The organism is Embleya sp. NPDC050493 (genome assembly GCF_044458105.1).
In the GTDB taxonomy this organism is placed as follows: domain Bacteria; phylum Actinomycetota; class Actinomycetes; order Streptomycetales; family Streptomycetaceae; genus Embleya.
Genome location: NZ_JBITHP010000003.1, coordinates 514,975 through 538,168 on the forward strand (window position 1 = coordinate 514,975; position 23,194 = coordinate 538,168).

12 protein-coding genes are annotated in these 23,194 nt (G+C 69.2%); 4 read left to right on the forward strand and 8 right to left on the reverse strand.

All coding sequences use genetic code 11. The annotated features are described in order from the left end of the window. Window positions 1-79: 79 nt before the first annotated feature. On the forward strand, window positions 80-217 hold the full coding sequence (locus tag ACIBM5_RS09035) for a hypothetical protein (protein ID WP_396006157.1): 138 nt from the start codon (window positions 80-82) through the stop codon (window positions 215-217). Between the two features lie 103 nt (window positions 218-320). On the opposite strand, the gene ACIBM5_RS09040 is transcribed toward ACIBM5_RS09035, so the two are convergent. Further along, a complete protein-coding gene (locus tag ACIBM5_RS09040; RefSeq protein ID WP_396006158.1) occupies window positions 321-5,348 on the reverse strand; it encodes an FG-GAP-like repeat-containing protein in 5,028 nt (1,675 codons plus the stop codon). Window positions 5,349-6,042: 694 nt separating this feature from the next. Here ACIBM5_RS09040 and ACIBM5_RS09045 point away from each other — a divergent pair. From ACIBM5_RS09045 to ACIBM5_RS09055, 3 genes are all read left to right on the forward strand, one after another. After that, the gene (locus tag ACIBM5_RS09045; protein WP_396006159.1) at window positions 6,043-12,561 is read left to right on the forward strand and encodes an RHS repeat-associated core domain-containing protein; all 6,519 of its coding nucleotides are present in this window, start codon (window positions 6,043-6,045) and stop codon (window positions 12,559-12,561) included. Between the two features lie 67 nt (window positions 12,562-12,628). Then, window positions 12,629-13,096 (forward strand): hypothetical protein, encoded by a 468-nt coding sequence (locus tag ACIBM5_RS09050; protein WP_396006160.1) that lies wholly within the window; start codon window positions 12,629-12,631, stop codon window positions 13,094-13,096. Between the two features lie 305 nt (window positions 13,097-13,401). Then, window positions 13,402-15,954, forward strand: coding sequence for a hypothetical protein (locus tag ACIBM5_RS09055; RefSeq protein WP_396006161.1), 2,553 nt, complete (start codon window positions 13,402-13,404; stop codon window positions 15,952-15,954). A gap of 458 nt (window positions 15,955-16,412) precedes the next feature. On the opposite strand, the gene ACIBM5_RS09060 is transcribed toward ACIBM5_RS09055, so the two are convergent. The 7 genes from ACIBM5_RS09060 to ACIBM5_RS09090 form a co-directional block, all read right to left on the reverse strand. Beyond that, window positions 16,413-17,276, reverse strand: coding sequence for a helix-turn-helix domain-containing protein (locus ACIBM5_RS09060; protein WP_396006162.1), 864 nt, complete (start codon window positions 17,274-17,276; stop codon window positions 16,413-16,415). A 525-nt stretch (window positions 17,277-17,801) separates the two neighbouring features. Beyond that, a complete protein-coding gene (locus ACIBM5_RS09065) occupies window positions 17,802-18,281 on the reverse strand; it encodes a VOC family protein (protein WP_396006163.1) in 480 nt (159 codons plus the stop codon). A gap of 110 nt (window positions 18,282-18,391) precedes the next feature. Continuing rightward, window positions 18,392-19,165 (reverse strand): copper homeostasis protein CutC, encoded by a 774-nt coding sequence (locus ACIBM5_RS09070; RefSeq protein ID WP_391583990.1) that lies wholly within the window; start codon window positions 19,163-19,165, stop codon window positions 18,392-18,394. 134 nt (window positions 19,166-19,299) lie between these two features. Beyond that, window positions 19,300-20,325 carry an asparaginase gene (locus ACIBM5_RS09075; protein WP_396006164.1) on the reverse strand — a complete coding sequence of 342 codons (1,026 nt, stop codon included), beginning with the start codon at window positions 20,323-20,325 and terminating at the stop codon, window positions 19,300-19,302. Window positions 20,326-20,399: 74 nt separating this feature from the next. Continuing rightward, a complete protein-coding gene (locus tag ACIBM5_RS09080; RefSeq protein ID WP_391583988.1) occupies window positions 20,400-21,263 on the reverse strand; it encodes an amino acid ABC transporter permease in 864 nt (287 codons plus the stop codon). Beyond that, window positions 21,260-21,904: an amino acid ABC transporter permease gene (locus tag ACIBM5_RS09085; protein WP_391583987.1), complete on the reverse strand. Its 645-nt coding sequence runs from the start codon at window positions 21,902-21,904 to the stop codon at window positions 21,260-21,262. The genes ACIBM5_RS09080 and ACIBM5_RS09085 overlap by 4 nt, the downstream gene beginning before the upstream one ends. Window positions 21,905-22,165: 261 nt before the next feature. After that, on the reverse strand, window positions 22,166-23,131 hold the full coding sequence (locus ACIBM5_RS09090) for a glutamate ABC transporter substrate-binding protein (protein WP_396006166.1): 966 nt from the start codon (window positions 23,129-23,131) through the stop codon (window positions 22,166-22,168). Window positions 23,132-23,194: the final 63 nt, after the last annotated feature.

Consider the following 23,194-nt stretch of genomic DNA (forward strand, 5'->3'; position numbering starts at 1 on the left):
CGGTTGCCGGTTGCCGGTTGGCGACTGGCCGCCGAGGTGTGAACCTTGGCGGGGCGCGCCCATTCCGCCTTGCGCCGGGATGCGCCCCCGGCGCCGCCTGTCTCGCCTCCTGGTCACCGCCATCGAGTCCTACACCCTCACCCTGATCCGCGACCCGGCCGCCGACCCGTCCTCGTACGCGGCGGCCGGCACCCGGGACGCGACCGACTTCGAGTGACCGGCAGCGGCCGCCGGGCGTCGCAAGGCGCGGACACGCGAACGGGCCCGGCACGTGATGTGCCGGGCCCGCCGCTCATGGGTGTGCCGGTGTTGCCCTGTGGTTACCAGGTACCGGGTGCCGCCCGCCATGCCTGGAAGGGATTCTCCAACGTGCCGTCGGCCTTGCCGAGGAACGTGTTGAAGGTGCTGCTGCCGTCGCTCCAGTCGTACATGGCGCCGATGTCGGCGCGCCCGTCGCCGTTGAAGTCACCGGAGGTGGGCATGGCCCACTTGCTGTCCCAGGTGCCGGTGGCGGACTTCCAGGCACGCACGTCGTTGGTGAAGGCACCGTCGGTGTTGCCCGCGAAGGTGAAGATGCCGGTCGTGTCGCCTCCGTAGTCGTAGGTCGCGGCGATGTCGGCGCGGTGATCGCCGTTGTAGTCGCCGGCGGAGAGGATGACCCGGTTCCACTCCCAGTTCCCCACCGGTACGTTCCACGACTTCACCGGGTCGTTGAATCCGCCGTCCGGGCGGGACTTGAGGGTGAACAGTGCGACGGCTCCGCCATTGAGGTCGCCGTAGCCGTACATCGCGCCGATGTCGGCCCGACCGTCACCGTCGAAGTCGCCGGCCACGTACTTCCCGCGTGGCTGCACCCAATTCCCGGGGCCGCTCTGCCAACTCGCGAACGCGTCGGTGAAGGTGCCACTGCCGTCGACCTTGCTGATCCAGGTGTAGGCGGCGGCCGCCTCATTCCCGTGGTCGTAGATCATCGCCGTGTCGGCGCGTCCGTCGCCGTTGAAGTCGCCGGCCAGGAACTGGGCCTTGGCCCACTCCCAGTTGCCCGGAGCCGTGTATGCGCTGGGGACGCCTTCCTCGAAGGTGCCGTCGGCGCGGGACAGGAATGTGAACAGCCGGGTGCTGCCGTTCGGGTAGCCGTACAGCGCGCCGACGTCGGCGCGTCCGTTGCCGTCGAAGTCGCCGATCGCAAACTTGGCCCGGGTGCTGTCGAACCAACCGTAGTGGCTGGCCCACGCCATCCTGGGGGCGCCCACGGTGCCGTCGGCGTTGCCCGACGCGACGTAGAAGCCCGTGGTCTCCGAGCCGAAGTCGTAGACGGTGAGCACGTCGGCGCGATGGTCGCCGTCGAAGTCACCGGCGAATTCACTGCGTTGGGCGGCCGTCTTGTCGTTGGCGAGGTGTGCCGCGGAACCGCCGGCGAACGCGTTCCAGCGGATGTAGCCGCCTTCGTAGTCACCTCGGACGCCGCCGGTGACGGGGTACTCGTCACTGGTGGGGAAGCCGAGCCAGCCGCCCTCCCATTGCTGCGCGGCCCACACGGTGAGGTTGGCCCCGTAGACCGGCCAGGCGCCGGTCGCGGCCGACCAGTAGATCGAGCCCGTACTCGCGGTGGCCGTGGGGATACGGAAGTTCACGTACTTGCCGGGCTTGAGCGTGGTCGGGCTCACGTCCATCTCGGGGAACCCGAGCCTGCTGAGCGGGCCGCCCATCGACTGCCAACGGTCGTAGATCGGACCGGTGATGACGTGCGCGCCGGTACGGCCGTCCCAGGTGACCGCACCTGCCCCGCCCGCGGGGGTACCGCCGTAGCGACTGATCCAGCCCACGACCTGGTCCGCACCGTCGCGGACGGTGATCTCGTCCGAGACCGGGTAGCCCAGCGGCCCGGTCAGGCCGCCGCTGTCGAGCCACTTCTGCCGGGTGCCACCGTGCTGGAACCAGGCGCCGGTGTAGGGCGACCAGTTGATGCAGCCGAAGGTCGCATCGTTCGAAGTCCCTTGGAAATCGACGAACTTGCCGCCCTGGCCGTCCTCCCGCACCGGTGTGGTGGGCAGCCGCATCGGGCCGCCGGGCCCGCCCAGGGCCTCGTACTTGGCCAGGATCGGACCGCAGATGTCGAAGGTCTTCGACGCGTCGAACGCGGTGGCGAACGGCTTGCAGGTCGTCCACGGAGTCTGGCTGTTGGCCAGCAACTGGGCCGTACCGAAGGCCGTGGCGCTGCCTGCCGGGTTGCCTCGGATGAGGTAGAGGCTGCCACCGGGGCCCTCGGCCCACAGGTCGGCGATCTTGTCGCCGTCCAGGTCGCCGTCCGCGTGCAGGCCGGGATAGACGGCGGTGGTCATGTCGGCGGCGAGTTGCACCCGCCGGCTGTCGTCGCCCAGCGCGCCGACGTCGGTGAGCGTGGGGGAGATCTTGTGCGAGGGGTACTGGTACAGCTTGCCGGTGGTGCGGTCGCGGACCCACAGGTCCGGGCGGGCGTCCGCGGTGACGTCGCCGGGGGCGATGATGTCGCGGTCGGCCCAGTTGGCGGTGCTGAGGAGTTTCGCGTAGGGGTTGAACTGGCCGGGGGTGCCGTTGCCGGTGAAGAGGAAGAGTTGGTTGGCGTCGCCTTCGACGGTGATCAGGTCGAGTCTGCCGTCGCCGTCGACGTCACCGGGGGCGACGATCTGCTTGACCTTGGTCCAGTTGGCGGCGAGGGTGCCGGCGGGGCAGGCGAGGTTGGTGGCGGCGACCTGGCAGCGCGGCGGCCGGGTGGCCAGCACGCGGTTCTCGGCGACGTAGAACTGGCCGCCGTTGTTGGCCGATCCGGGCTTGGGCAGTGCGGTGTAGCCGTCACTGTTGCGGTAGACGTACAGGCTGCTGCCGTCGTGGACGAACAGGTCGTCCTTGGTGACACCCGCGCCGCCGCGGTGGGCTACCAGAGCCCCGGTCCAGGTGGGGGCGTTGGTGGCGGTCCGCTTCGGTCCCTGGGCGGCGAGGGAGGTGGTGCGCCCGCCGGTGGTCGGGTCGGTGGCGGCGTCGTACATCCGCAGATCGCCGGCGTCGTTCACGGCGAGCATGTCGATTCGGGTGTCACCGTTGATGTCGCCCAGTTCGGTCCGCGCGTTCGGGTTGCCGGGCGCGTAGAACTCGTAGACGAAGGACTGGGAGCGGTTGCCGGCCCGGTCCACCGCGCGCACCGTGAGGGTGTTGGTACCCCACCGGGACACGTACAGGTCGGTGATCCGCCACTTGCCGACTTGCTCGTCCCAGGTCGCGGCGGGCGCTTCGCCGACCGGCAGAGTCGAGTTGAGGGCGAACTCGACGCGGCCGACGCCGGAGTCGACGTCGGCGGCATCGACGTAGAACGTCCCGGTGTTGTCGGTGGTCTTGCTGCCGCCGTTTTTCGGGAAGTCGATGCTGGTCACCTCGCCCACCGTCGGGACGGTGCCGTCCACGGTGAACACGCAGCCGTCGGTCCAACCGGAGGGACGCCGTCCGTCGCCGCCCTTGACGCTGGTCTGGTACCGCTTGCCACCCTTGAGCAGGGCGGCGGGCACGTCGGCCGATCCGGTGGCGCCGTTGGGTCCCCATGAGGTCCAACCGCTGTTCCAGATCTCCGTCTTGCCGGTGTCCGTCATCTCGTCGAGTGCGAACCACAGGTCGCCGTCGTCGCCGTCGGGGTCGTTGCGGTCGGCGAACATGCGAAGTCGCCCGACGTCCTGGTTCAGCAGCCCGATGTAGCCGCAATTCCCGGACGCGGCACCGTTGATCGGCGCCGGGTCGGTACGCAGGTTGGTCGGCGGGTTCGGCACAGTGTTGTAGTTGACCGAGAGCACGGTGTCGGCGGGCTCGCGGGAGACCCGCTTGAAGCCGTTGTTGCTGCTGACCTGGCTCTCGTTGCCCTGCACCGCCAGGATCACCGACGGGGTGCCCAGACGTGCGGCGATCTGGTCGGTGACGGTGAAGTCCAGCATGCGCGGGGCGCAGTGGTCGTCGGCGCTGGAGCCGGGGAAGGAACCGCTCGCCCAGGCGGTGCGGTTGCCGGCGGGTTGGTTGTTCCAGTTGGTGTAGTTGTCCAGGGTGCCGGTGACCTGGTTGAGGTAGACCGGTTGCGGGGAGTCCGTGCACGAGTGCATGGCGGAGTCGACCTGCTTGACGCTGAAGGTGGCGCCGATGATGTCGGTGCCGGCCAGGCCGATGGGCACGCGGAAGAAGGAGCGTTCCAGGCCCTTCTTGTCCGGCGGCCACTGCTGGTAGCCCACGCCGGGCTGGTATTTGGTGTTGTCGCGACCGGGCGTGGTGGGGTAGGCCGACTGGGCCCAGCCCCAGGTCTCCGCCCAGCGGCCCCAGGTGGGGTCGATGTAGACGGGGAAGACCGTGTCCGGCGCGGTGAGCAGCGAGGCATCGGCGGCGAGGGTCAGGGACTTGGCGTCGACCGTGGTGTCGAGGTCGGCGGTGCGGGCGTGTGCGCCGGGACGGTGCGCGTCCGAAGTCAGGTCGCCCTGTGGCACGTTGCCCGCCGGCGCACTTTGCGCAATGGCCGACCGCGCGGCGGCCTGGTCGGTGGGGGTGGTGCGTGAGTCCCACATCTGCGGGGTGGGTGCGACGAACACCGGCGCGCCGTCGGCGGTCTTGGCCACCAGCGAGCCGTCGCTGTTCTCGGCGAGTGTGACGCCGGTGGTGGTGGTGCCGAGCTTGAGGGTGGCCAGCTTGGGGTTCTTCGCGGCCTGGGGGGTCTTGACGATCAGGGTGTGGGCGAAGCCGCCCTGCTTGGCCGCGGTGACCTTGAGGTCGACGTCCGGGAGCACGCTCGGGTACAGCGCGGACGAGCCTTCGAGGACCGGCTTGGGCAGGGTGCCGGGCCAAGTCAAAGCGAGGGTGCGCCCGTTGCTGGTGATCGAGGCGAGGATGTCGTTGCCGCCGCCGCCCAGGACGAGGTCGTCGGTGGTGCTGACCGGGCGAACCCTGCCGTCGGCGGAGGGGCGCAGGGTCGCGTCGAGGTCGACCCAAGTGCCGGTCTTCTTCGTCCGGGTGGGCACGATGGTCCGCTTGAGGGACATCGTGCCGTCCGGCAGCGCGGTGACCGTGTCGGTCTCGGTGGTCAGCGCCGGCACCGGTACCGGCTGCTTCGTGGCCCGGGCCTTGGCGGAGGCGCTCTGCTCCGCCTCGGCCTTGGCGGCGGGGGTCGGCGCCTGTGGGTCTGCCGATGCGGCGACGGGCTTGGCGGCGGACGCGCCGGGCGTGGCGGGTGCGGCCTGGGCGACGGGCGCCAGGACACCGCAGGTGAGGGTGAGCCCGACCAGCCCGCACACGGCGGCCGACAGGCTGGGACGTATTCGCTGGCTACGCGGGGGTGGATGCCCCATGTGATGTGCTCCTGCTCGGGGTTGACGACGCCGGCGCGTGATGGGCCGGATGTGGATGACGCGCCGGTGTGCTCCGGCGCACCCTCGTTGCGGAGCCGGACGCGGACGTACCTACCGCGGTCACGGCGGGAACTGCCCGGCGGTGTAGGCGAGTACGCGGGGAGCGAGCGCGGGCACGGGCAATCCGCGAACCGTCGGCGACCGACGGGGACGGTTTCGGGCGTGCGGGCGCGGCTGCCCCATGGGCAAGTCTCCTGTGCCTGGCGGGAAATGGGGCGGGTGGCCCGCATACAGATGCGCGGAACCTATGGGCCGGTGTGGAGAGGCGGCAACATGACTCTCCTGTGACCTACTTCACGGTATGTATATGGCCGAGTCGACTAATGGTCTTTGGCTGAAAGCAAGCCAACTAACCATCCGCTTTTGATAGCAGCTGCACCCTTTCGATCAACCGAGGACATCTGAAGAGCCCGCGAAGTTGTAGTGACAGGTATCACAGCCGCCCGGGGAACTGCCGTTGTCCGCAAGGGATTCCGCGCCCTACGTTGCGCTTCCCATCTGATCTTGCGTCTGCCGGTGGCGGGCGGGAACGGCGGTCGACAGAGTGCGTGGCATAGGCATGTGGTCCTGGGAGGCCGGTGGTATCTCGCGACCGAGACGCGGACCGGGACGACGGCGAGCCCGAGGAATCGTGGTGGCCGGAACCGTATTCGCCCTCCTCGCCGCGGCGGGTCCGGCGCAGGCACAGTCGTGGATCGTGTCGGAGGACCGGGCACCGAAGTGGTCGCCGGGACCGCTGCCCACAACGAAACCGGTAAAGGGCGTCGCGGCGCCGAAGCCGAACGTGCGGGCGCCGGCAGGTGACGGGCACGGGTCGTGGAAGCCGGCGAAGGTCACGTGGCCCAAGGCACTCGACGCCGAGGCCGTGCCCGCCCCGGAGGCCACCGCGCCGCGCTCGTCGGCATTCTCCGCCCTGTACGCGGCCCCCTCGGACGGCAGGGTGGCCGACAGCCCGATCCGGGTGACCACCCCGTCGTCCGCACCGTCGCCGTTCGTCGACCGCGCCGCGCCGGCGACCCCGAACGCGACGGCTGCCGCACCCGGCAAGGTACGGGTCACCGTCGGCGACCGCGCCGCCGCGGAGAAGGCGGGCGTCGACGGCGTGCTTCTGAGCGTCGCCCGCACGGACGGCCGCACCGACGCCGGCCGAGTCACCGTCTCGGTCGACTACGCCGGCTTCCGCGATGCCTTCGGCGCCGACTGGTCCACCCGGCTGCGCCTGTTCGCCCTCCCCGAGTGCGCCCTCACCACCCCGGACCAACCGTCCTGCCGCACCAAGACCCCGATCACCACATCCCGCAACAACCCCACGACCCGCAACGTGAGCGCGTCGGTGGAGTTGGCGGCGACTTCCACGGGCCGAATGGTCCTCGCGGTGGCTGCGGCGGACTCCGGTCCGTCCGGCGACTACAAGGCCACTTCACTGGCGGCATCCGGTTCGTGGACGGCAGGTGGCAACACGGGCTCCATGTCGTGGACGTACCCCATCGCGGTCCCGGCTGCCATCGGTGGAACAGCTCCGCAACTCACGCTCGCCTACAACTCGGGTGCCATCGACGGGAAGGGCACCTCCACGAATAACCAGGCATCCTGGATCGGCGAAGGTTGGGAGTATTCGCCTGGTTTCGTCGAACGCACCTACCAGGCGTGCGCCAAGGACGGTCAGGACAAGTCCGGTGAGAAGTGCTGGTCGAACCAGAACTCCCTGACTCTGTCGTTGAACGGGCGTTCCTCCACGCTGCTGCGTGATGACGTGTCCAAGGTGTGGCGCCTTGCCGAAGACGACGGCTCCCGTATCGAGTTGCTGACCGGTGCGAGCAACGGCGACGACGACGGCGAGCACTGGAAGCTGACCACCACCGACGGAGTGCAGTACTTCTTCGGGGTCGGTCACAAGCCGGCCACCGGCACCGGCCCTGCCACGAATTCGACGTGGACGGCGCCGATATACGGCAACGACTCGGGTGAGCCGTGCAACAAGGCGTCGGGTTTCGACGCTTCCTGGTGTCAGCAGGCGTGGCGTTGGAACCTCGACTATGTGATCGACGCCCGCGGGGGGATGGTCACGTACACGTACAACGAGGAGAAGAACAACTACACGCGTGGGGCGATTCTGGTCGGTTCCGGGACTGTGACCCCGTACACCCGCGGCGGGACACTGGCCAGGATCACATATGGATCGAAGCAGGCCGACAGCACGCGACCCACCGCGCAGATCGTCTTCGATACGGCGGAACGCTGCCTGAAGAAGGACGGGTTCGACTGCGATCCGGCCAAGATGACCAAGGCCAACGCGGCGAAGTGGCCGGATGTACCGATCGACAAGGTGTGCGCCGCGAGCGGCACGTGCGAGGAGCACTCGCCCACCTTCTGGTCGACTCGACGATTGACGAAGATCACCACTCAGATCCTGGCGGGTGCCGACTATCAAACCGTGGACGAGTTTGCCCTGGGTCAGGACTACCCCGATCCCGGCGACGGCTCGACCGCGACGTTGTGGCTGAAGTCGATCACCCGTACCGGCTACGACGGTTCGAAGAAGATCGACATGCCGTCCCTGGACTTCACCGGCACGTTCATGCCCAACCGCGTGGACGCGGGCGGCGACATGGCCCCGCCGATGAACCGCCGCCGGATCACCACGATCACCAACGAGACCGGCGGATCGACCACCTTCCGCTTCAACGCCGCCGAGTGCACGACGGCGAACCTGCCGACGCCGGACACCAACACCAAGGCGTGCTACCCGGTCTGGTGGAGCTACAGCGACTCCGACCCGGTCCTGCACTGGTTCCACAAGTACACCGTCGCCGAGGTCACCGAACAGGACCCGACCACCCACACGCCGGACAAGTCCACCCGCTACGAGTACGTCGGCGGCGCGGCCTGGCACCGCGACGACACCGAACTGACCGAGGACAAGGAAGCCGCCAAGCCCAAGTCCAAGGACCGCCGCACCTGGAACGACTACCGTGGCTATGCCGAGGTGATCACCCGATCCGGCGTCGCCCCGGACAAGATCACCCAGTCCAAGTCCCTGTTCCTGCGCGGCATGGACGGCGACGTCAAGAAGGACGGCACCAAGCGCGCGGTGAGCGTCACCGACTCCGCCGGCACCGTGATCACCGACACCAACGACCTGCATGGCTTCGGCTACGAGACGCAGACCTACGACGGCGCGGAACTCGGCAACAAGGTCGTCGCGACCAAGTCCGACAAGCCGTGGCTGTCCGCCGTCACCGCGACGCACAAGCGGGCACGTGACCTGCCGGACCTCACCGCCCGGAAGACGCGCACCGGCCAGAGCCGCTCCCGCAGCCTGCTCGCCGACGGCGTCAACTGGCGCCAGACTCGCACGGAGACCACATACGACCCCACGTACGGTCTGGCGGTAGCCAAGGCGGACTACGCCGACGCGCTCGACCCGTTCTGTACCAAGACGAGTTACGCGCACAACACCACGGCCTGGATCATCGGCAGGCCTACCGAGGTGACCTCCGTCGTCGGCGATTGCGATACCACCGCGACCGCTGCCACCGTCTACGGGCTCGCTCGCACCTCGTACGACAATCTGCCCCTGGGGCAGGTCGGTACGATCGGCGACGTCACCTCGACCCAGGCCGCGATCGCATACAAAGCCGATGGGACACCCGACTGGCTGACCACGGCAAAGACCGAGTTCGACGCCTACGGCCGTACGGTCAAGGCGACGGATGCGGAGAATCGGGTCACACTTACGACCTATGAACCGGCTGTGGGCGCGCTCCCGATCAGGACGACGGTCACCGATTCCAACGGCTGGAGCACGGTCCAAGAGGTCGGAGGCTCGCGTCGCCTGCCCATCAAGAGCGTCGATGTGAACGGCTTGGTCGTGGAGCAGGAATACGACGCGCTCGGCCGTCTGCTCGCGGTATGGAAGCCGGGCCATCCCAAGTCGGGCAATGCCGATCTGCAGTTCGCATACGACATCAGCAAGTCCGTGCCGTCGGTGGTGACTACCAAGACCATGCGGGTGGACGCGACGTATGCCACGTCCCACAGCATCGTCGGCGGATTCCTCCAGGCACGCCAGACCCAGACCGACACCGGCAACGGCGCGTCAGGTCGTCTGATCGCGGACACCTTCTACGACAGCCTGGGTCGGGTGCTCAAGTCCAATCAGACCTACTACGACAATACCTCCGCACCCACCAAATCGCTTTTCATTGCCAACGACAACGAAGTTCCCGCACAGAGCGCCAACGTCTATGACGGCCAAGGGCGGAAGACGGTCGAGTCCTTCTCGTCGTTGTCGGTGAAGCAATGGGAGACCCGGACGGCATATCAGGGTGCGGATCAAGTCGCCGTAACGCCTCCCGGAGGAGGTGTCGCCACACTCTCGATTTCCGATGCTCGTGGCAAGATCAGGGAACTTCGCGAGTATGACGGCGGTGTTCCCACCGGCGTCTACTCGAAGATCACGTACACTTACACGCCGCGTGAGGAATTGAAGACCGTCACCGATGCCGGCGGCAACACGTGGTCGTATCGGTACGACTTCATGGGTCGGACGATCCATACGGACGACCCCGACAAGGGCGCCTCCGACACGACGTACGACAAAATGGGTCGCGTGACCGGTACCACGGATGCCCGAGGTCAAAAGATCACCTACACCTACGACTCCCGAGGGCGCAAGAACGCTCTGTACAAGGGCGCGGAGGCCAAGCCGGAAAGTCTGCTCGCTTCCTGGTCCTACGACAATCTCGCCAAGGGCCAGAAGGACAAATCGACGCGCTACGTCGATGGCGCATCCGGGGCGCAGTATGTCTCCGAGATCACCGGATTCGACGCGGACTCGTATCGTCCCACCGGTACTCGGGTGACAATTCCAGCGGCAGAGGGAAAGCTCGCCGGAGTCTACGAGACCCAGACCTCCTACGAGTCGCTCACCGGTCGGCCGACGTATGCCTACATGCCTGCCGTCGGCGGCCTTCCGGACGAGGCGGTGACGTACGCCTACAAGAGCACGGGCCAGCTGGGCACGCTCGGCAGTACGACAGGTGACTCGTATCTCAATTGGTCGAATTACGACGTGTTCGGGCGTAATGTTCGCGCGATTCTCGGCTCTCAGCCCCGCCAGGCGGCTTTCACGAGCAGCTTCGACCCGGCGACCGGCCGGCTGTTGACGACGAACTGGGACAAGGAGACCGCAACCACCGCGAGCGTGGACGCGACCTCGTACACGTACAAGCCGTCCGGTGACGTCACTTCCATCAAAACCGTTCGCGACGGTATGCAGACGGACACCCAGTGCTTCGCCTACGACGGCTCGCGGCGGTTGAAGGAGGCCTGGACCGATACGGCCGGCGTCACCGTCGCTCCCGCGCCCAGCGTGCCGGGCATCGGCGGGTGTGCCGCCTCGACTCCGAGCACGAACTCGGCCGGTGGTCCGAACGCATACTGGCAGACGTTCGACTACGACATGGTCGGCAATCGCATCAAGCTCGTCGAGCATGACGCCGCGGATGACCCGACGAAGAACGTCTCCACGGAATACGGCTATCGCTCGGTCCCGAGTGTCACCCGTACACATACCTTGGACTCGGTCACGGTCAAGATCGGCGGTGGTCAACCGGTGAGCCGGGAAATCACCTACGACGCCGCCGGTAACACCGAAACTCGATTCGGCACCGACGGTAAAAAGCAGGTGCTGACGTGGAATGAGGAGAACAAGCTCGCCAAGGTCGTCTCGGAAAGCAGTGCCGTCAGCGACTATGTCTACGACGCGGACGGAAATCGAATCATTCGTCGTGAAGCCGGCAAGACCACGCTGTACCTCGGCAGTGACGAACTCGCCACCAAGACCGACGGCAGTGGTCCGGTGGTCGGCACCCGTTACTATCCGACGCCGGGGGGTGCGACTGTCGTCCGCTCCGGAAACGGAACACTCACCTACATGGCCGCGGACAGCCACGGCACGGCCACCAGCACACTGGACGCGGGGACGTTGACGGCGACTCGTCGTCAGTCGAAGCCGTTCGGTGAGCCCCGAGGATCGCAACCCACACAGGCGAATGGTCAATGGCCGGACGACAAGGGTTTCCTGGGCAAGTCCATGGACACGACCGGCCTCACCCACGTCGGTGCTCGTGAATACGACCCCACGCTCGGTCGGTTCATCAGCGTCGACCCGCTCATGGATCTCACCGATATCCAGCAGATCCACGGCTACACCTACGCCAGCAACTCTCCACTGACGTACGACGATCCGAGCGGTGCAGGTGAGGTGTGCGCGATCCTGGGCGTCAACGACTGCAAGGACGTCAGGCCTTCTCGACCGGCCGGCGCCTCGATCGACCCCCCGGCTCCTTCGAACCCGCCGGTCGATACCGGCGGGAACAAAACGACCGGGAACGGAACCGGAAAAAGGACCGGATCCGGCACGCAACTCGCCGACAGGTCGACGTGTGGACCGGTCATGTGTCCGAAATTCGTGGCCGAAGGTAAGATGCAGCCCATCACTTATATGGAGCTCAGGGAGCTTCTTCCGGAGATCCCGTTCTCGGAGAAGCCGGCTTGCCTGATTTTCGACTACGAGTGCACCGGACAGAATTCCTCGAAATTCACGCTCGTGACTGCTTGGCTCTTGGGTCGCGGGGACATGGAGTACAGATACTCGGACGGCAGCGACATGGTCGCTCTCCTGGAAAAGAGTTCGCATCTCGCCGATGCCCGCCAGGAGATCATGGCGCGCTACAACAGCGAGGCGACGAAGATGTCCGGTACCGTGAACTACTCCCTCGCGAAAATGAGCCCCAAAGACAAGGTGCAAAATGGCGGGGCCGACGTTCTCTCGATGATCATAGGAGACGGGCCACGCGAGGTTCAGGGTCTCCTCGGGTCCTACCAGATGACCTACCAGGTGAACGAGGTTTCGGGTGGGGTCGCGGACTCGAAGAACAGTCGCTCGCTCACTGTGACATATTCCGGGAAGACCGATCTCAATACAGCATCCTTCCTTCACTTCGTCTCCTACGGGAAGAGTTCCGAGGTGCTGGCCAGTATGGTTCCGAAGACTATTGCGGCCGGTAACGTGAAGGTCTCCTTCAACTTTACGGAGGTCATCTCGTACGCTCCGGACGGGGGTGTCTCACATCGCAGTTACCGGTGACGAAGAGGGTCGGGTGCGGGAGTTCGACGGCCATCCGGACGTCCGATGGTACGAGTGAGGGTATGCCATGAAGCCTGATCGGTTGCGCAGTGTTTTCATTGCCATCCTGTGCAGTTGCGCGGTCGCGTGCGGCTCCGCTGCTCCGGATTCGCTCAGGATGAGCGAGGAGGATGTGGTGGGAAAATGGACGGGCGATGACGGAGGCTTGGACGTCTCCGCCGACGGGCGATTCTGCGCGACGGATTTGCGAGCCGACTGGCTGGATGGATCACGCAACCTGCGGGAACGACTCACCGGATGCGGCAAGTGGATCATCATGCCGTACCGGAAGAATGGTTCATCTCAAATAGATCTGCGCATCGACGAGGACGGATCATCGGCGACATTCGCGGCAGGGGGATCGCTCAAATCTCCCCGATTGTGGGTGGAGATCGGTGATCCGGACGATGATGATGTCGTGGTTCTGAAGAAGATATCCGGCCCCGCGGGCGCTTCCACCGGTGTCGTCGTCACCACCGGTGGAACGGAAAAGTAGACGCTGCATTTCGCTGTGTAAGCGGCTGGATGGCAGGGTGTGTTCCTTCCGGAAACGGGAGGACCACACCCTGCCATTTTGATGCCTCCGTCACGCGTGCGGCCGTGCGCATGACGGAGGCGGTTCGGCGGATCGGTGTTGACGCCCGGGATCGTCCCCGGTGAGTGTGTCCCTCAGCGGCGATGGTGCGAGGGGCGGGATGCGTGCACCGACCGCGGCGGAGCCTGCTGGTACGTGATGGCGAATTCGGCGACGAGGCCGGGATTCGCTGCGCGTGAACACGAACGCGACCGACGGGGATGGGCATGGGCGGAATTGACGGTGCGGACGCGATGGTGGGCGATCCGGCCGCCGGGCAGTTGGGTGCGTTGTTGGGGGAGTTGGTGGGGCGGGGGGTTACCGAGCGGGATCGGGGGGCGCTGCGTGGGTTGGGGGTGGCGTTGCGGGAGGCCGGGCGGGTTGTCGACGTGTTCGAGGCGGTCACCCTCGATCGGCGGGACGCCGCGATGTGGACCGTGGACCTGGACCTGCTCGATGCCGCCATCGCCGTCGGTGTGCCCGTGGCCGACCCGCCCGCCGGCGTCGCGTTGCGCCTGGCGGCATGGCTCGAATCGGGGAGGCGTCGGGGCGACCTCGCCGCCGTATGCGCGCACCCCGGATTTCGGCCGCTGCTGCGCGACGCGTTTCTGGATCGGCGGGCCGACCTGCTCGCGCTGGGCCGCCCGGCCGAGTCGCGCACCCACGAGGGCGCCGACGCCGCGCTCCTGGACGCGGCCGGGCCGCTCGACCTGCTGGTGGAGAGCCTGCACGAGTGGGTGACGGCGGTTCGGGCCGGCAGCCTGCCCGCCCTGCACGAGGCCGTCTATCACCTGGATTTGGTCGGTCCCGCCCGCCTGGTCGAGCGCCGACCGCAGACCCGCCCGTGGGTCCTCGAACTGCTGACCGCCGACCTCCCGGCTCTGCTCGCGGAAACCTGGCGGACCGGGCTCGTGGACGAACGGGGACACCGGGCGCTCGAACGCTTCGACGAGCTCGCCCACAGCGAGGACGTGTATCCGGTCGATCTGTCGGACGGCGTCGGCACGGACGACGGCTTCGTCGTGCTCGCCGGCGCCCGATCGGCGGTCTTCGACGCCCGTAGGCGGCTCGCCGGCCCCCTGTTCGCCCGTCTGCCCGAGTTGGCCGGCTCCGCGCTGCCACCCACGCATCGACTGCGCTTCGCGGACGGTCGACTCGCCGCCGATCGGATGGACTCGGGGGCGCCCCGCCCCGACGACCGGACGGCCCTCGTTCCGGTGGGTGGAAAGCACTCCCACGAGCTGCGCCGCGTCGGCACCGGCTGGTGGGAGGTGGCCAACGCCGCCGGCGCGTGCACCTCCCGGTGGTACCAGGGGCCTGCTCGACCCCGGCGCGCGTCCGGCTCGCACAGCGTCGGTCGATACCGACATCGCTGGGCCGCCGGCAGCGAACTGGTCGTACCGGTACACCTGTGGCCGCATCTGACCCCGCGTGACAAGTCCGGCTCGCGGGTCCTGCGCGCCGCCGATCGGGCACTGACCGACCGGGTCCTCGGCGCGGTCGACGCCGAACTGCGGGCCCGGATCACCGAGATCGGCCGCCGGATCGGCGTGTGCAGTCCGTCGCGCGAGGTGGACGAGACCTTTCGGGCGCTGCGGCAGGTGATCGATCCGCTGCTCCCGAGGATTCGCGCCGACCGGCTGCTCGACGGCATCGCCGGTACGGTCTGGACCGCGGTCGAATGCGCCGAACTGACGGCCCGCCACCTGGACCCGCCGTCCGCCGAGGGCGTCAAGGGCACCAAGGGGGCCAAGGCCGCCAAGGCCACCAAGGACACCCGGGTCGCCGTCGATCCGCCCGGCGGCACGGATCCCAGCGCCGGTATCGACTCGCCCGGCGCCGACGACGCCGAGGTCGGCGTGGTGCTGCGGACCAACCCCCGCCCCTACCCGCGCGCCGACGCGGGTGATCTGCGGGCCCGGTACTACACCGGGATGCAGGACATGTTCGAGCGCATCGCCGCGGTTGCCGCCGCCTGTGTCGACCCGACCGTCGTGTCACCGCCGCAGACGGTCGAACTGGTCGATGCCCAGGGCTGGGAGCAGGGGCTCGGCCGGCTGGGCGCCAAGGCGTTGCGGCTCGCGCTGTTCCCGAGGTCGGGCGGCGGAGAGCAGCAGGACGAACCGGCCCGAGACCACCTGCGCATGTGGGGCGTCGCGGAACTGGCCGACCCCGGCGATCGTTGGCGCGTGCTGGAGGTCGAGGTCGACACGGGCCACCCACCCGCGCAGGGCACCGTGTGCCGCACCGCGCGCGGTTGCCTGATCGCGCTCCAGCGCTCGCCGTCGACCCGCGGCCGGGTCGCCCCGGTGCTGGAGTACGCGTACGACGGCCGGTTCGACGCGTCCCCGTTCGGGCGGATCGTCGCCGAGCGGGTCTGCGCCGGCTGGGGCGGCAGGGAACGGATCGCGGCGTTGCTGCGCCTGCACCACGATCGGGGCGCGGCGCCCTGGCCCGGCCGGTCGGTCGCCGCGCTCGCCGCCGCCGGCGCGATGTCGCGGGCGGACGCGGCCGTCCTGACGGCGGGCTTCGAGCCGCGCGATGCCTACCTGGTCCGACAGGGGCGGGGTATCGACTCGCGCCTCGCCGAGATGTCCGGGCTTGATCCGCAGGAAATCGCCGACGCCGCTCGCGAGTTGTCCCGTCGGGTCAGCCCCGAGCAACGCCTGGCGATCGCCGAACTGCTGATGCCGGAAGATCCGGCCGACGTCTGGGCGGACCGACTCGCGGTCGAGCGCGCCGCGAGCCGGTGGCATGCCGCCATCGGCAAGGGGGTCTGAGGCCCGGGCCGAACGCATCGGTTTCTCCGCACGAAGGCGTCGGTTTTCTCCAATACCCGCCCGCCCGCGCCGCGGCAGCCTGGTTCTCGCCCCGCACGGCACCTCACCCCCCGACGTCGGCGGCCCGACCGGTGCCCCGGTCGGGCAACGGGCGTACGCGGGGCGGGCCCGATGGGGGAGGCCCGTCCCGCGTTCCGACGTACGCCCGCGTCTCGACCTCGGCGTGCGGCACCCAGGCCGTGTCCGGCGAATCCTGGTGGGGTCGCGCCGCCCGGCATCCGCCCTTCGGTCTCCGCGCTGCGCTCGTCTCGCCGCACCGGAGAAACAGCCGAACCGAACCACCATGCGGCTGCTGCTCCCGCACGCCGAGTCACGGCACCGGACGACGCGCCTCATCCACCGGGATCCACCGGACACGGCCCAGGCTTGCGGCGACTCGCGCCGGGCCCCACGCATGCTCACGGCGGCAACAGCACCGTGGTCACCATGCCTTCGAGCCGGGTGGGTCGGGCCGACGCGTGCGGCGCGTGCGCGACGAAGTCGCCGGGAGTCAGCCCGGTGGCGGCCCGGACCTCGCGGTTGAGATGCGACTGATCGTAGAACCCGGTTCGGGTGGCGACGTCGGCCAACGGCAGCCCCGCGTCCACCAGGCGCAGAGCGTCCTGGAGTCGCAACACCCGGGCGACGGCCTTGGGCGTCAGGCCCAGTTGTTCTCGGAAGCGGCGCTCCAACTGGCGCTCGCTCCAGCCCAGTTCCGTCGCCAAGCCGCCGATCGGCAGCCGGCCCGCCGAGGCGGAGAGCAGATCCCAGGCGCGCAGTACCCGCGGTGCCGGCCCCGGACCGGCCGCCTGCCAACGCAGCAACGTGGCGTCCAGCACCGCGAACCGGGCGGGCCAATCCGGGAGTTCCACCAGCCGTTCGGTCAGTCGACGGATCCGCGCGCCGGCGAACTCGGTCGGATCGACCAGGTGTTCGGCCAATTCGTGCATCGACACCCCGAACATCGCGTAGGCCGCCCACGGGTGCATCACCACCTCGATGCCGTGCACGAACCCGCGATGCTCACCGATCACGGCCCGGGTCCGCATGCCGGCGAACAACGAGGTGAATGCCGTGGTCGGGCTCGCCGTGCCGTCCGCGGCCATCGGACCGACCCGGATCCGCTGGTCGAAGCCGAGTACCAGGGTGGCGAAGCCGACCGGCAGTTCGAGCCGCCTGCGCGGGCGGTCGAAGGCGACGCGCAAACCGCGATAGAAGCGCACACCGGGGCGCAACAACGCATGGGGTAAGACCTGGACGATCCGGGGCGTGGCGGGATCCACACCGAACTCCGGCTCGGACGGGACTGGTTCGCTCGCGCTGCCGCTCGGCCGAGCCGGGCCGGGTCGTCCGGCGATGCGCCCCGCAGGGCTGGGCCGCGTGGCGACGGGCCTCGCCGAACCGGATCCCGCCGGGCCGGGTGGTACGGGTACGGGAAGGTCGGGGACGGGCGGGGGGACGGGCACGGGGACGCGCGAGCGATGCGGCATGACCAACGCCTCCGGGACGATCGGACCGTGTCGCCCCCGCCCGAGACGTTCCCGATACCGGGTGCGGTACCGGCGTTCGACCGTTCGTGGCCGGGCGACGTCACGGAGTAGCGGGACGCCGGCATGCTAGCGATGCGCACCCCGTCCCCGACAGCCCCCGGCAGGCACTTTCCGGCACCTTGCCGGAACCCTTGCCTCCGCTGTGCCGTTCTCCGCCCGCGCGCAGCCGACCGGTTCATGCCCCGGGGACGGGGGGCACGACCCGGTCGGCGCATCCGCTGCGACACCCATCCGCTGCGACACCCATCCGCGGCGACGTCACTCCCCCGCGTACGCCGTGCGCAGCGTCGCGATGTCGAGCTTGCCCATCTTCAACATCGCCGCGGTCGCCCGGGCTGCCTTCTTCGGGTCCGGGTCGCCGACCATGTCGATCAGCTCGGTCGGCACGACCTGCCAGGACACGCCGTACTTGTCCTTGAGCCACCCGCAGGGCCCCTCCTGCCCACCCTCGGACAGCTTGGCCCAGTAGTAGTCCACCTCGTCCTGGTCCGCGCACGGGATCTGGAACGAGACCGCCTCGTTGAAGGTGAACTCCGGGCCGCCGTTGAGGCCGACGAACTTCTGCCCGTTGATCTCGAATTCGACGGTGACCACGGAGCCCACCGGACCGGGCCCGGCCTCGGTGTAGCGGTCGACCCGGCCCAGCCGGGCGTCCTCGAAGATGGACAGGTAGTGGTTCGCGGCCTCTTCGGCCTGGCCGTCGAACCACAGACAGGTGGTGAGTGCCTTGTCCGTCATCGTTACCTCCGGTACTCGGTGTGGGTGGTGTACACGAGTACCGACCTGTTCGGCGCGGCAAACTCATCGCCCGTCGGCGAGCGAGTTCCCGCGATGCGCGCGCCTGCCGGTCAGCGCCTGCGAGCGGCCTCGACCACGTCGCGGATGCCGTCCGCCGAGGTCACCCTGCGGGCGTACTCCGGCTGGCGCAGCGCGCCGCCCATGAAGGGATGCGGGTTGCGGTGGGTCGCGGTGCTCTCCAGGACCGCACCCGCCGCGAAGTGCACCTCGTGCACGCCGGTGGCGGCCAGGATCCGGTCGATGTTGCGGGCGGTGATGCCGCCACCCGGCATGATCACGATCCGGCCCGCGGCCTGCTCGACCAGGCGTGCGATCAGCGGTGCGCCCTCCAGCACGCTGCTGTCCTGGCCGGAGGTGAGCACCCGGTCGACGCCGAGTTCGATCAGCTCCTCCAGCGCGGCGTGCGGGTCGCGGGTCATGTCGAAGGCGCGGTGGAAGGTGACCGAGCGGTCGCCGGCCGCGGCCATCAGCTGCTCGATCACCGGCCGGTCCAGGTCGCCGTCCGCGGTCAGTGCGCCGATCACCACGCCGTGTGCGCCGGCCGCCCGGATCGCCTCGACGTCCCGGCGCATCGCGGCGACCTCGTACTCGTCGTAGACGAAGTCGCCACCGCGCGGGCGGACGATGACATGGACCCGGATCGTGTCGACGGCGGCCAGGGTGGTCTCGATCAGGCCGAGGCTGGGCGTGATGCCCCCCTCGAACAGGTCCGCGCACAACTCGACCCGGTGCGCGCCCACCCGTTCGGCGGCGAGTGCGCCGGGGACGTCGTCGATGCAGATCTCGTAGGTCAGGGCGGGGGTGGGGCCGGCGGTGACGATCATGTCGTGTTTCTCCTGGTGGACCGAGAATGTGGGCCGGGACGAGCGTTCGGCTCGGCCGGGGGTGCGGAGTCCGGACGTGAATCCGGCTGCGCAGGAGCGTGCGGGCCCGGACGTGGGTCCGGCTCCGGGGGCACTCAGGTCAGGCTCGGGCTCACTCGGACCTCGCCGACCGGCAGACCGCCGCCCAGCACCGGTACGGACGCCCACTCGTGCGCCGCGGCCGTGTCCACGCCGAGCATGCGCAACGCGGCCAGCGCGAGGGCGGTGGTCGCCCGCGGGCTGCCGTCGATCACCTTGACCGCGACCGCGTGCCCGGCCGTCGTCGCGGCCACGAACACGCCTTCGGCGCCGCCCTTGACCACGACGCCGGGCAGCAGCCGCATCACCTCGGTGTTGGCCTGCCCGTCCCCGCCGACGTACCGCGGGTACTCGCGCATCGCGTCGGCCACCGTGCGCCCGGGACCGTTCGTCGCGGTGGCCAACGCGCGTACTCCGCGCGCCAGTCCGGTCAGGGTCATCGCGAACACCGGGGCGCCGCAGCCGTCCACGGCGGTGTGAGCCGTCGACTCGCCCGCCGACTCCTCGATGCCCTCGCGGACCAACACCTGCAACGGATGTGCCGGATCGAGGTAGCCGTCGGTCGGCCACCCGGCGGCGACGCACGCGGCCAACATCGCGGCGTGTTTGCCGGAACAGTTCATCCGCTCCCGCGAGTCCGCCTCGCCGCGCGCGATCATCGCCTTGTAGGCCGCCTCGTCCTCCGGGCGGCTCGGCGGACACCGCAGCTCGTCGGCGGTCAGCCCGGCGGCGGCAAGGATCTCCCCCACCGCCCGGACGTGGAAGTCCTGCCCGGTGTGACTGCCCGCCGCGATCGCCACGTGCGCCCCGGACAGGGGCGCGCCGGCGCGCAGACAGGCCAACGCCTGGAACGGCTTGGCCGAGGAGCGCGGTATCACCGGCTCGTTCGGATCGCCGAGCTCGATCGCGGGCCGCCCGTCCGGGGCCAGCGCGACCAGGCTGCCGAAGTGCCGGCTCTCCACGAATCCGGAGCGCACCACCTCGGCCAACTCGGCGTAGCGGGTGCTGGGTTCGGGGCGCACGATGTCCTCCTGGCGCATGGGGTCCTCCGGGTCGGGGCGTTCGCCGGCGTCGGCGATCACGGACGGCGCGGTCGGGCGGGGTGCTCCGGCCGTCGGCGGTTGCACGTCGGTGCCGGCCGTTCGGCGGGGCGCGGTCACAGGCGGGCGTCCGCGCCGGCGCGGGCCCGCAGCAGGGTCCGCATGCTGCGCCGGCCTGCGGATTGGAAGCCCTGGCGGGCCTCCAGGGTGCGGGCCAGCTTGGACAGCGATGCGTTGAGCACGATGTAGACGAGCGCGATGATGATGTAGGTCTGGATCAGCAGTCGGTTGTAGCTGGCCAACACTCGGCCGCTGTACAGCAGTTCGGAGTAGCTGACGATGAAGCCGAGCGAGGTGTCCTTGAGCAGGCCGACCGATTGGCTGACCAGCGACGGCAACAGCCGGCGTACCGCCTGCGGCAGCACGATCAGCCGCATGGTCTGCGTGTCGGTCAGGCCGACGGCCAGGCCCGCTTCGCGCTGGCCGCGGTCCAGGGACAGGATGCCGGCCCGGAAGATCTCCGCGAAGACGGCGGAGGCGGACACCGAGAGCGGCAGTACCAGCTTCCAGAACAGCGGCAGATCCACGCCGTAGTGCGGCAGTCCGAACAGGACCAGGTAGACGAGCAGCAGCACCGGGACCGTGCGCATCACCTCGATGTAGCCGGTGGCCGACCACCGCAGCACCCGACGCCGGGACAGCCGGCCCAGCGCCAGTACGATGCCGCCGGCCATGGACAGCACGGTGGCGACGACCGCGGCGCGAATCGTGGCCCAGAGCCCCTCCAGCAGGTATCGCCACATCGGCCACGTGGTGTAGGGCCGCCACTTGTCCGCGTCGAGCTGGCCGTGGTCGGCGAATCGCCGTACGGCCAGGGCCAACAGCGCGGCCGCCGCGACGGTGGCCACGATGCCGGCGATCCGCATCCGGCGGCGCGCGATCGGGCCGGGCTCGTCGAACAACACTCGGGACGCGCTCATCGCACGATCGCCACCTTCCGCTCGATCACGCCGGTGAGCAGGCCCGCGGCGGCGCAGATGACCATGTAGCCCAGGCCCGCGCCGACGAACACCGGGATGGGCTGGGCCTCCAGCAGGTTGACCCGGTTCGCGGCGGAGGTCAGTTCGACCACGCCCACGGCCGCGGCCAACGAGGTGTTCATGGTCAGCGCGATGAAGATGTTGCCGATCGGCTGGACCACGCCGCGCAGTGCCTGCGGCAGGATCACCAGGCGCAACGACTGACCGAAGGTCAGTCCCAGTGCCCGGGCCGCCTCGGCCTGGCCGATGGACACCGTGTTGATCCCGGAACGCACCGCCTCGGCGATGTAGGCCGCCTCGTACAGTGCGATCACGATCACCGCGGTGGTGAACAGCGGGAAGATCACTCCGACTTCGGGCAGGCCGAAGACGAACAGTACGAGCAGGACCAGCAGCGGGGTGTTCTGGAAGGTCTCCACGTACACGGTGCCCATTCCGCGCAGGGCGGCGACGGGGGACACCCGCAGGGCGGCCACCACGACGCCGATCAGCAGCGCGCCGGCGAAGGACAGCGCGGTGAGTTCGAGCGTGGTGGTGATGCCGTCGGTGAAGGCGGAGAGATGTCGCAGCACGACATCCATCGGCGATGGCCTTTCGGGAGAGGGCGGGTAGGGGCGCGCGGGGGCCGCCACGGGGAGAGGCGGCCGGGGAGGTGCTCGGGGCCGGGCGCCGTGGTGGGGCCCGACCCCCGGCCCGAGGCCGCGCCGGGAGGGGCGTCGACTCGGGTCCGTCCTCGATCCCGCTTCGCGGTGCTCGGCGGGGGATCGTGGACGGGCCGCTCGGGCCGGGCGTCGGGAAGCCGGGTCGGGAGGGCGCGGCGTGTCACCCTCCCGACCCGGGGATCAGGAGCCGGGCACGCCGCCGATCGCGGGCGGCGTCGGCGGGTTGCCCTCGACGACCGTGCCCAGGGTCTGCTTCCAGATCGCCTGCCACGAGCCGTCCTGGCCGATCTTGCGCAGCCAGTCGTTGACGAACGTCTTGAACGCGGCGTCGTCGTGCCCGAGCCCGATGCCGTACGGGTCGGCCGTGAACGGCTCGCCGACCACGGTGGTGTCGGGGTTCTGCTTCACGTCCGCGACCAGGAGCGCCTGGTCCTGGACGTACGCGTCGCCGCGGCCCTGGCGCAGTGCGGTGACACACTCCGGGTCGCTGCCGAAGGTGACCACCTTCGCGTCCGGCGCGACCTGCTTGATCGCGGCGATGGCGGGTGTGTTGGCGCCGGCGATCACGGTCTTGCCGTTCAGGTCGGCCGGCGTCTTGATGCCGCCGGCGCCCTTCTTGACCAGGATGGCCTGGCCCGACGAGTAGTACGGGCCCGCGAACGCGACCTGTTCGGCCCGCTTGGGGGTGATCGTGTAGGTCTGGAAGACCACGTCGACGGTGCCGTTCTGGAGCAGCGCCTCGCGGGTCTCGGTGGCCGAACTGACGATCTTCACCTCGGGCTTGCCGATGATGTACTTGGCGAGCAGCCGGCCCATCTCGGCGTCGAACCCGTCGACCTTGCCGGATATCGGGTTGAGCTGCGACCACAGCGGGGCGTCCTGGGAGCCGCCGACGATGAGGTAGCCGCGCGCCTTGATCTTGGCCATCGTGGAGTTGGGCAGGATCGCGCTGTCCGGGGCGACGTCGGCCTTCTTGGCGACGTCCTCGCCGGCGGGCTTGGCGCCGCCGGGCACGTCCGAGGACGAGCCGCCGGAGCAGGCGGCCAGCGCGGTCAGGGACAACGCCGCGAGGACCGCCGGGACGGCGGAGCGCAGGCGACGCGCGGGTGCGGCGGTGCGCGGGCGACGCAGGGGGAAGCCGGACATCGGGGCCTTCCTTCGCAGGTGGGGGTTGGGGACGAGGGCGTACGGGGCCGGGGAGCGGAGCGG

Coding starts and splice junctions, on each gene's coding strand:
- ACIBM5_RS09035 (WP_396006157.1), top strand. CDS start 80: ATGCGCCCCCGGCGCCGCCTGTCTCGCCTCCTGGTCACCGCCATCGAG.
- ACIBM5_RS09040 (WP_396006158.1), bottom strand. CDS start 5,348: ATGGGGCATCCACCCCCGCGTAGCCAGCGAATACGTCCCAGCCTGTCG.
- ACIBM5_RS09050 (WP_396006160.1), top strand. CDS start 12,629: ATGAAGCCTGATCGGTTGCGCAGTGTTTTCATTGCCATCCTGTGCAGT.
- ACIBM5_RS09055 (WP_396006161.1), top strand. CDS start 13,402: ATGGGCGGAATTGACGGTGCGGACGCGATGGTGGGCGATCCGGCCGCC.
- ACIBM5_RS09065 (WP_396006163.1), bottom strand. CDS start 18,281: ATGACGGACAAGGCACTCACCACCTGTCTGTGGTTCGACGGCCAGGCC.
- ACIBM5_RS09070 (WP_391583990.1), bottom strand. CDS start 19,165: ATGATCGTCACCGCCGGCCCCACCCCCGCCCTGACCTACGAGATCTGC.
- ACIBM5_RS09080 (WP_391583988.1), bottom strand. CDS start 21,263: ATGAGCGCGTCCCGAGTGTTGTTCGACGAGCCCGGCCCGATCGCGCGC.
- ACIBM5_RS09085 (WP_391583987.1), bottom strand. CDS start 21,904: ATGGATGTCGTGCTGCGACATCTCTCCGCCTTCACCGACGGCATCACC.
- ACIBM5_RS09090 (WP_396006166.1), bottom strand. CDS start 23,131: ATGTCCGGCTTCCCCCTGCGTCGCCCGCGCACCGCCGCACCCGCGCGT.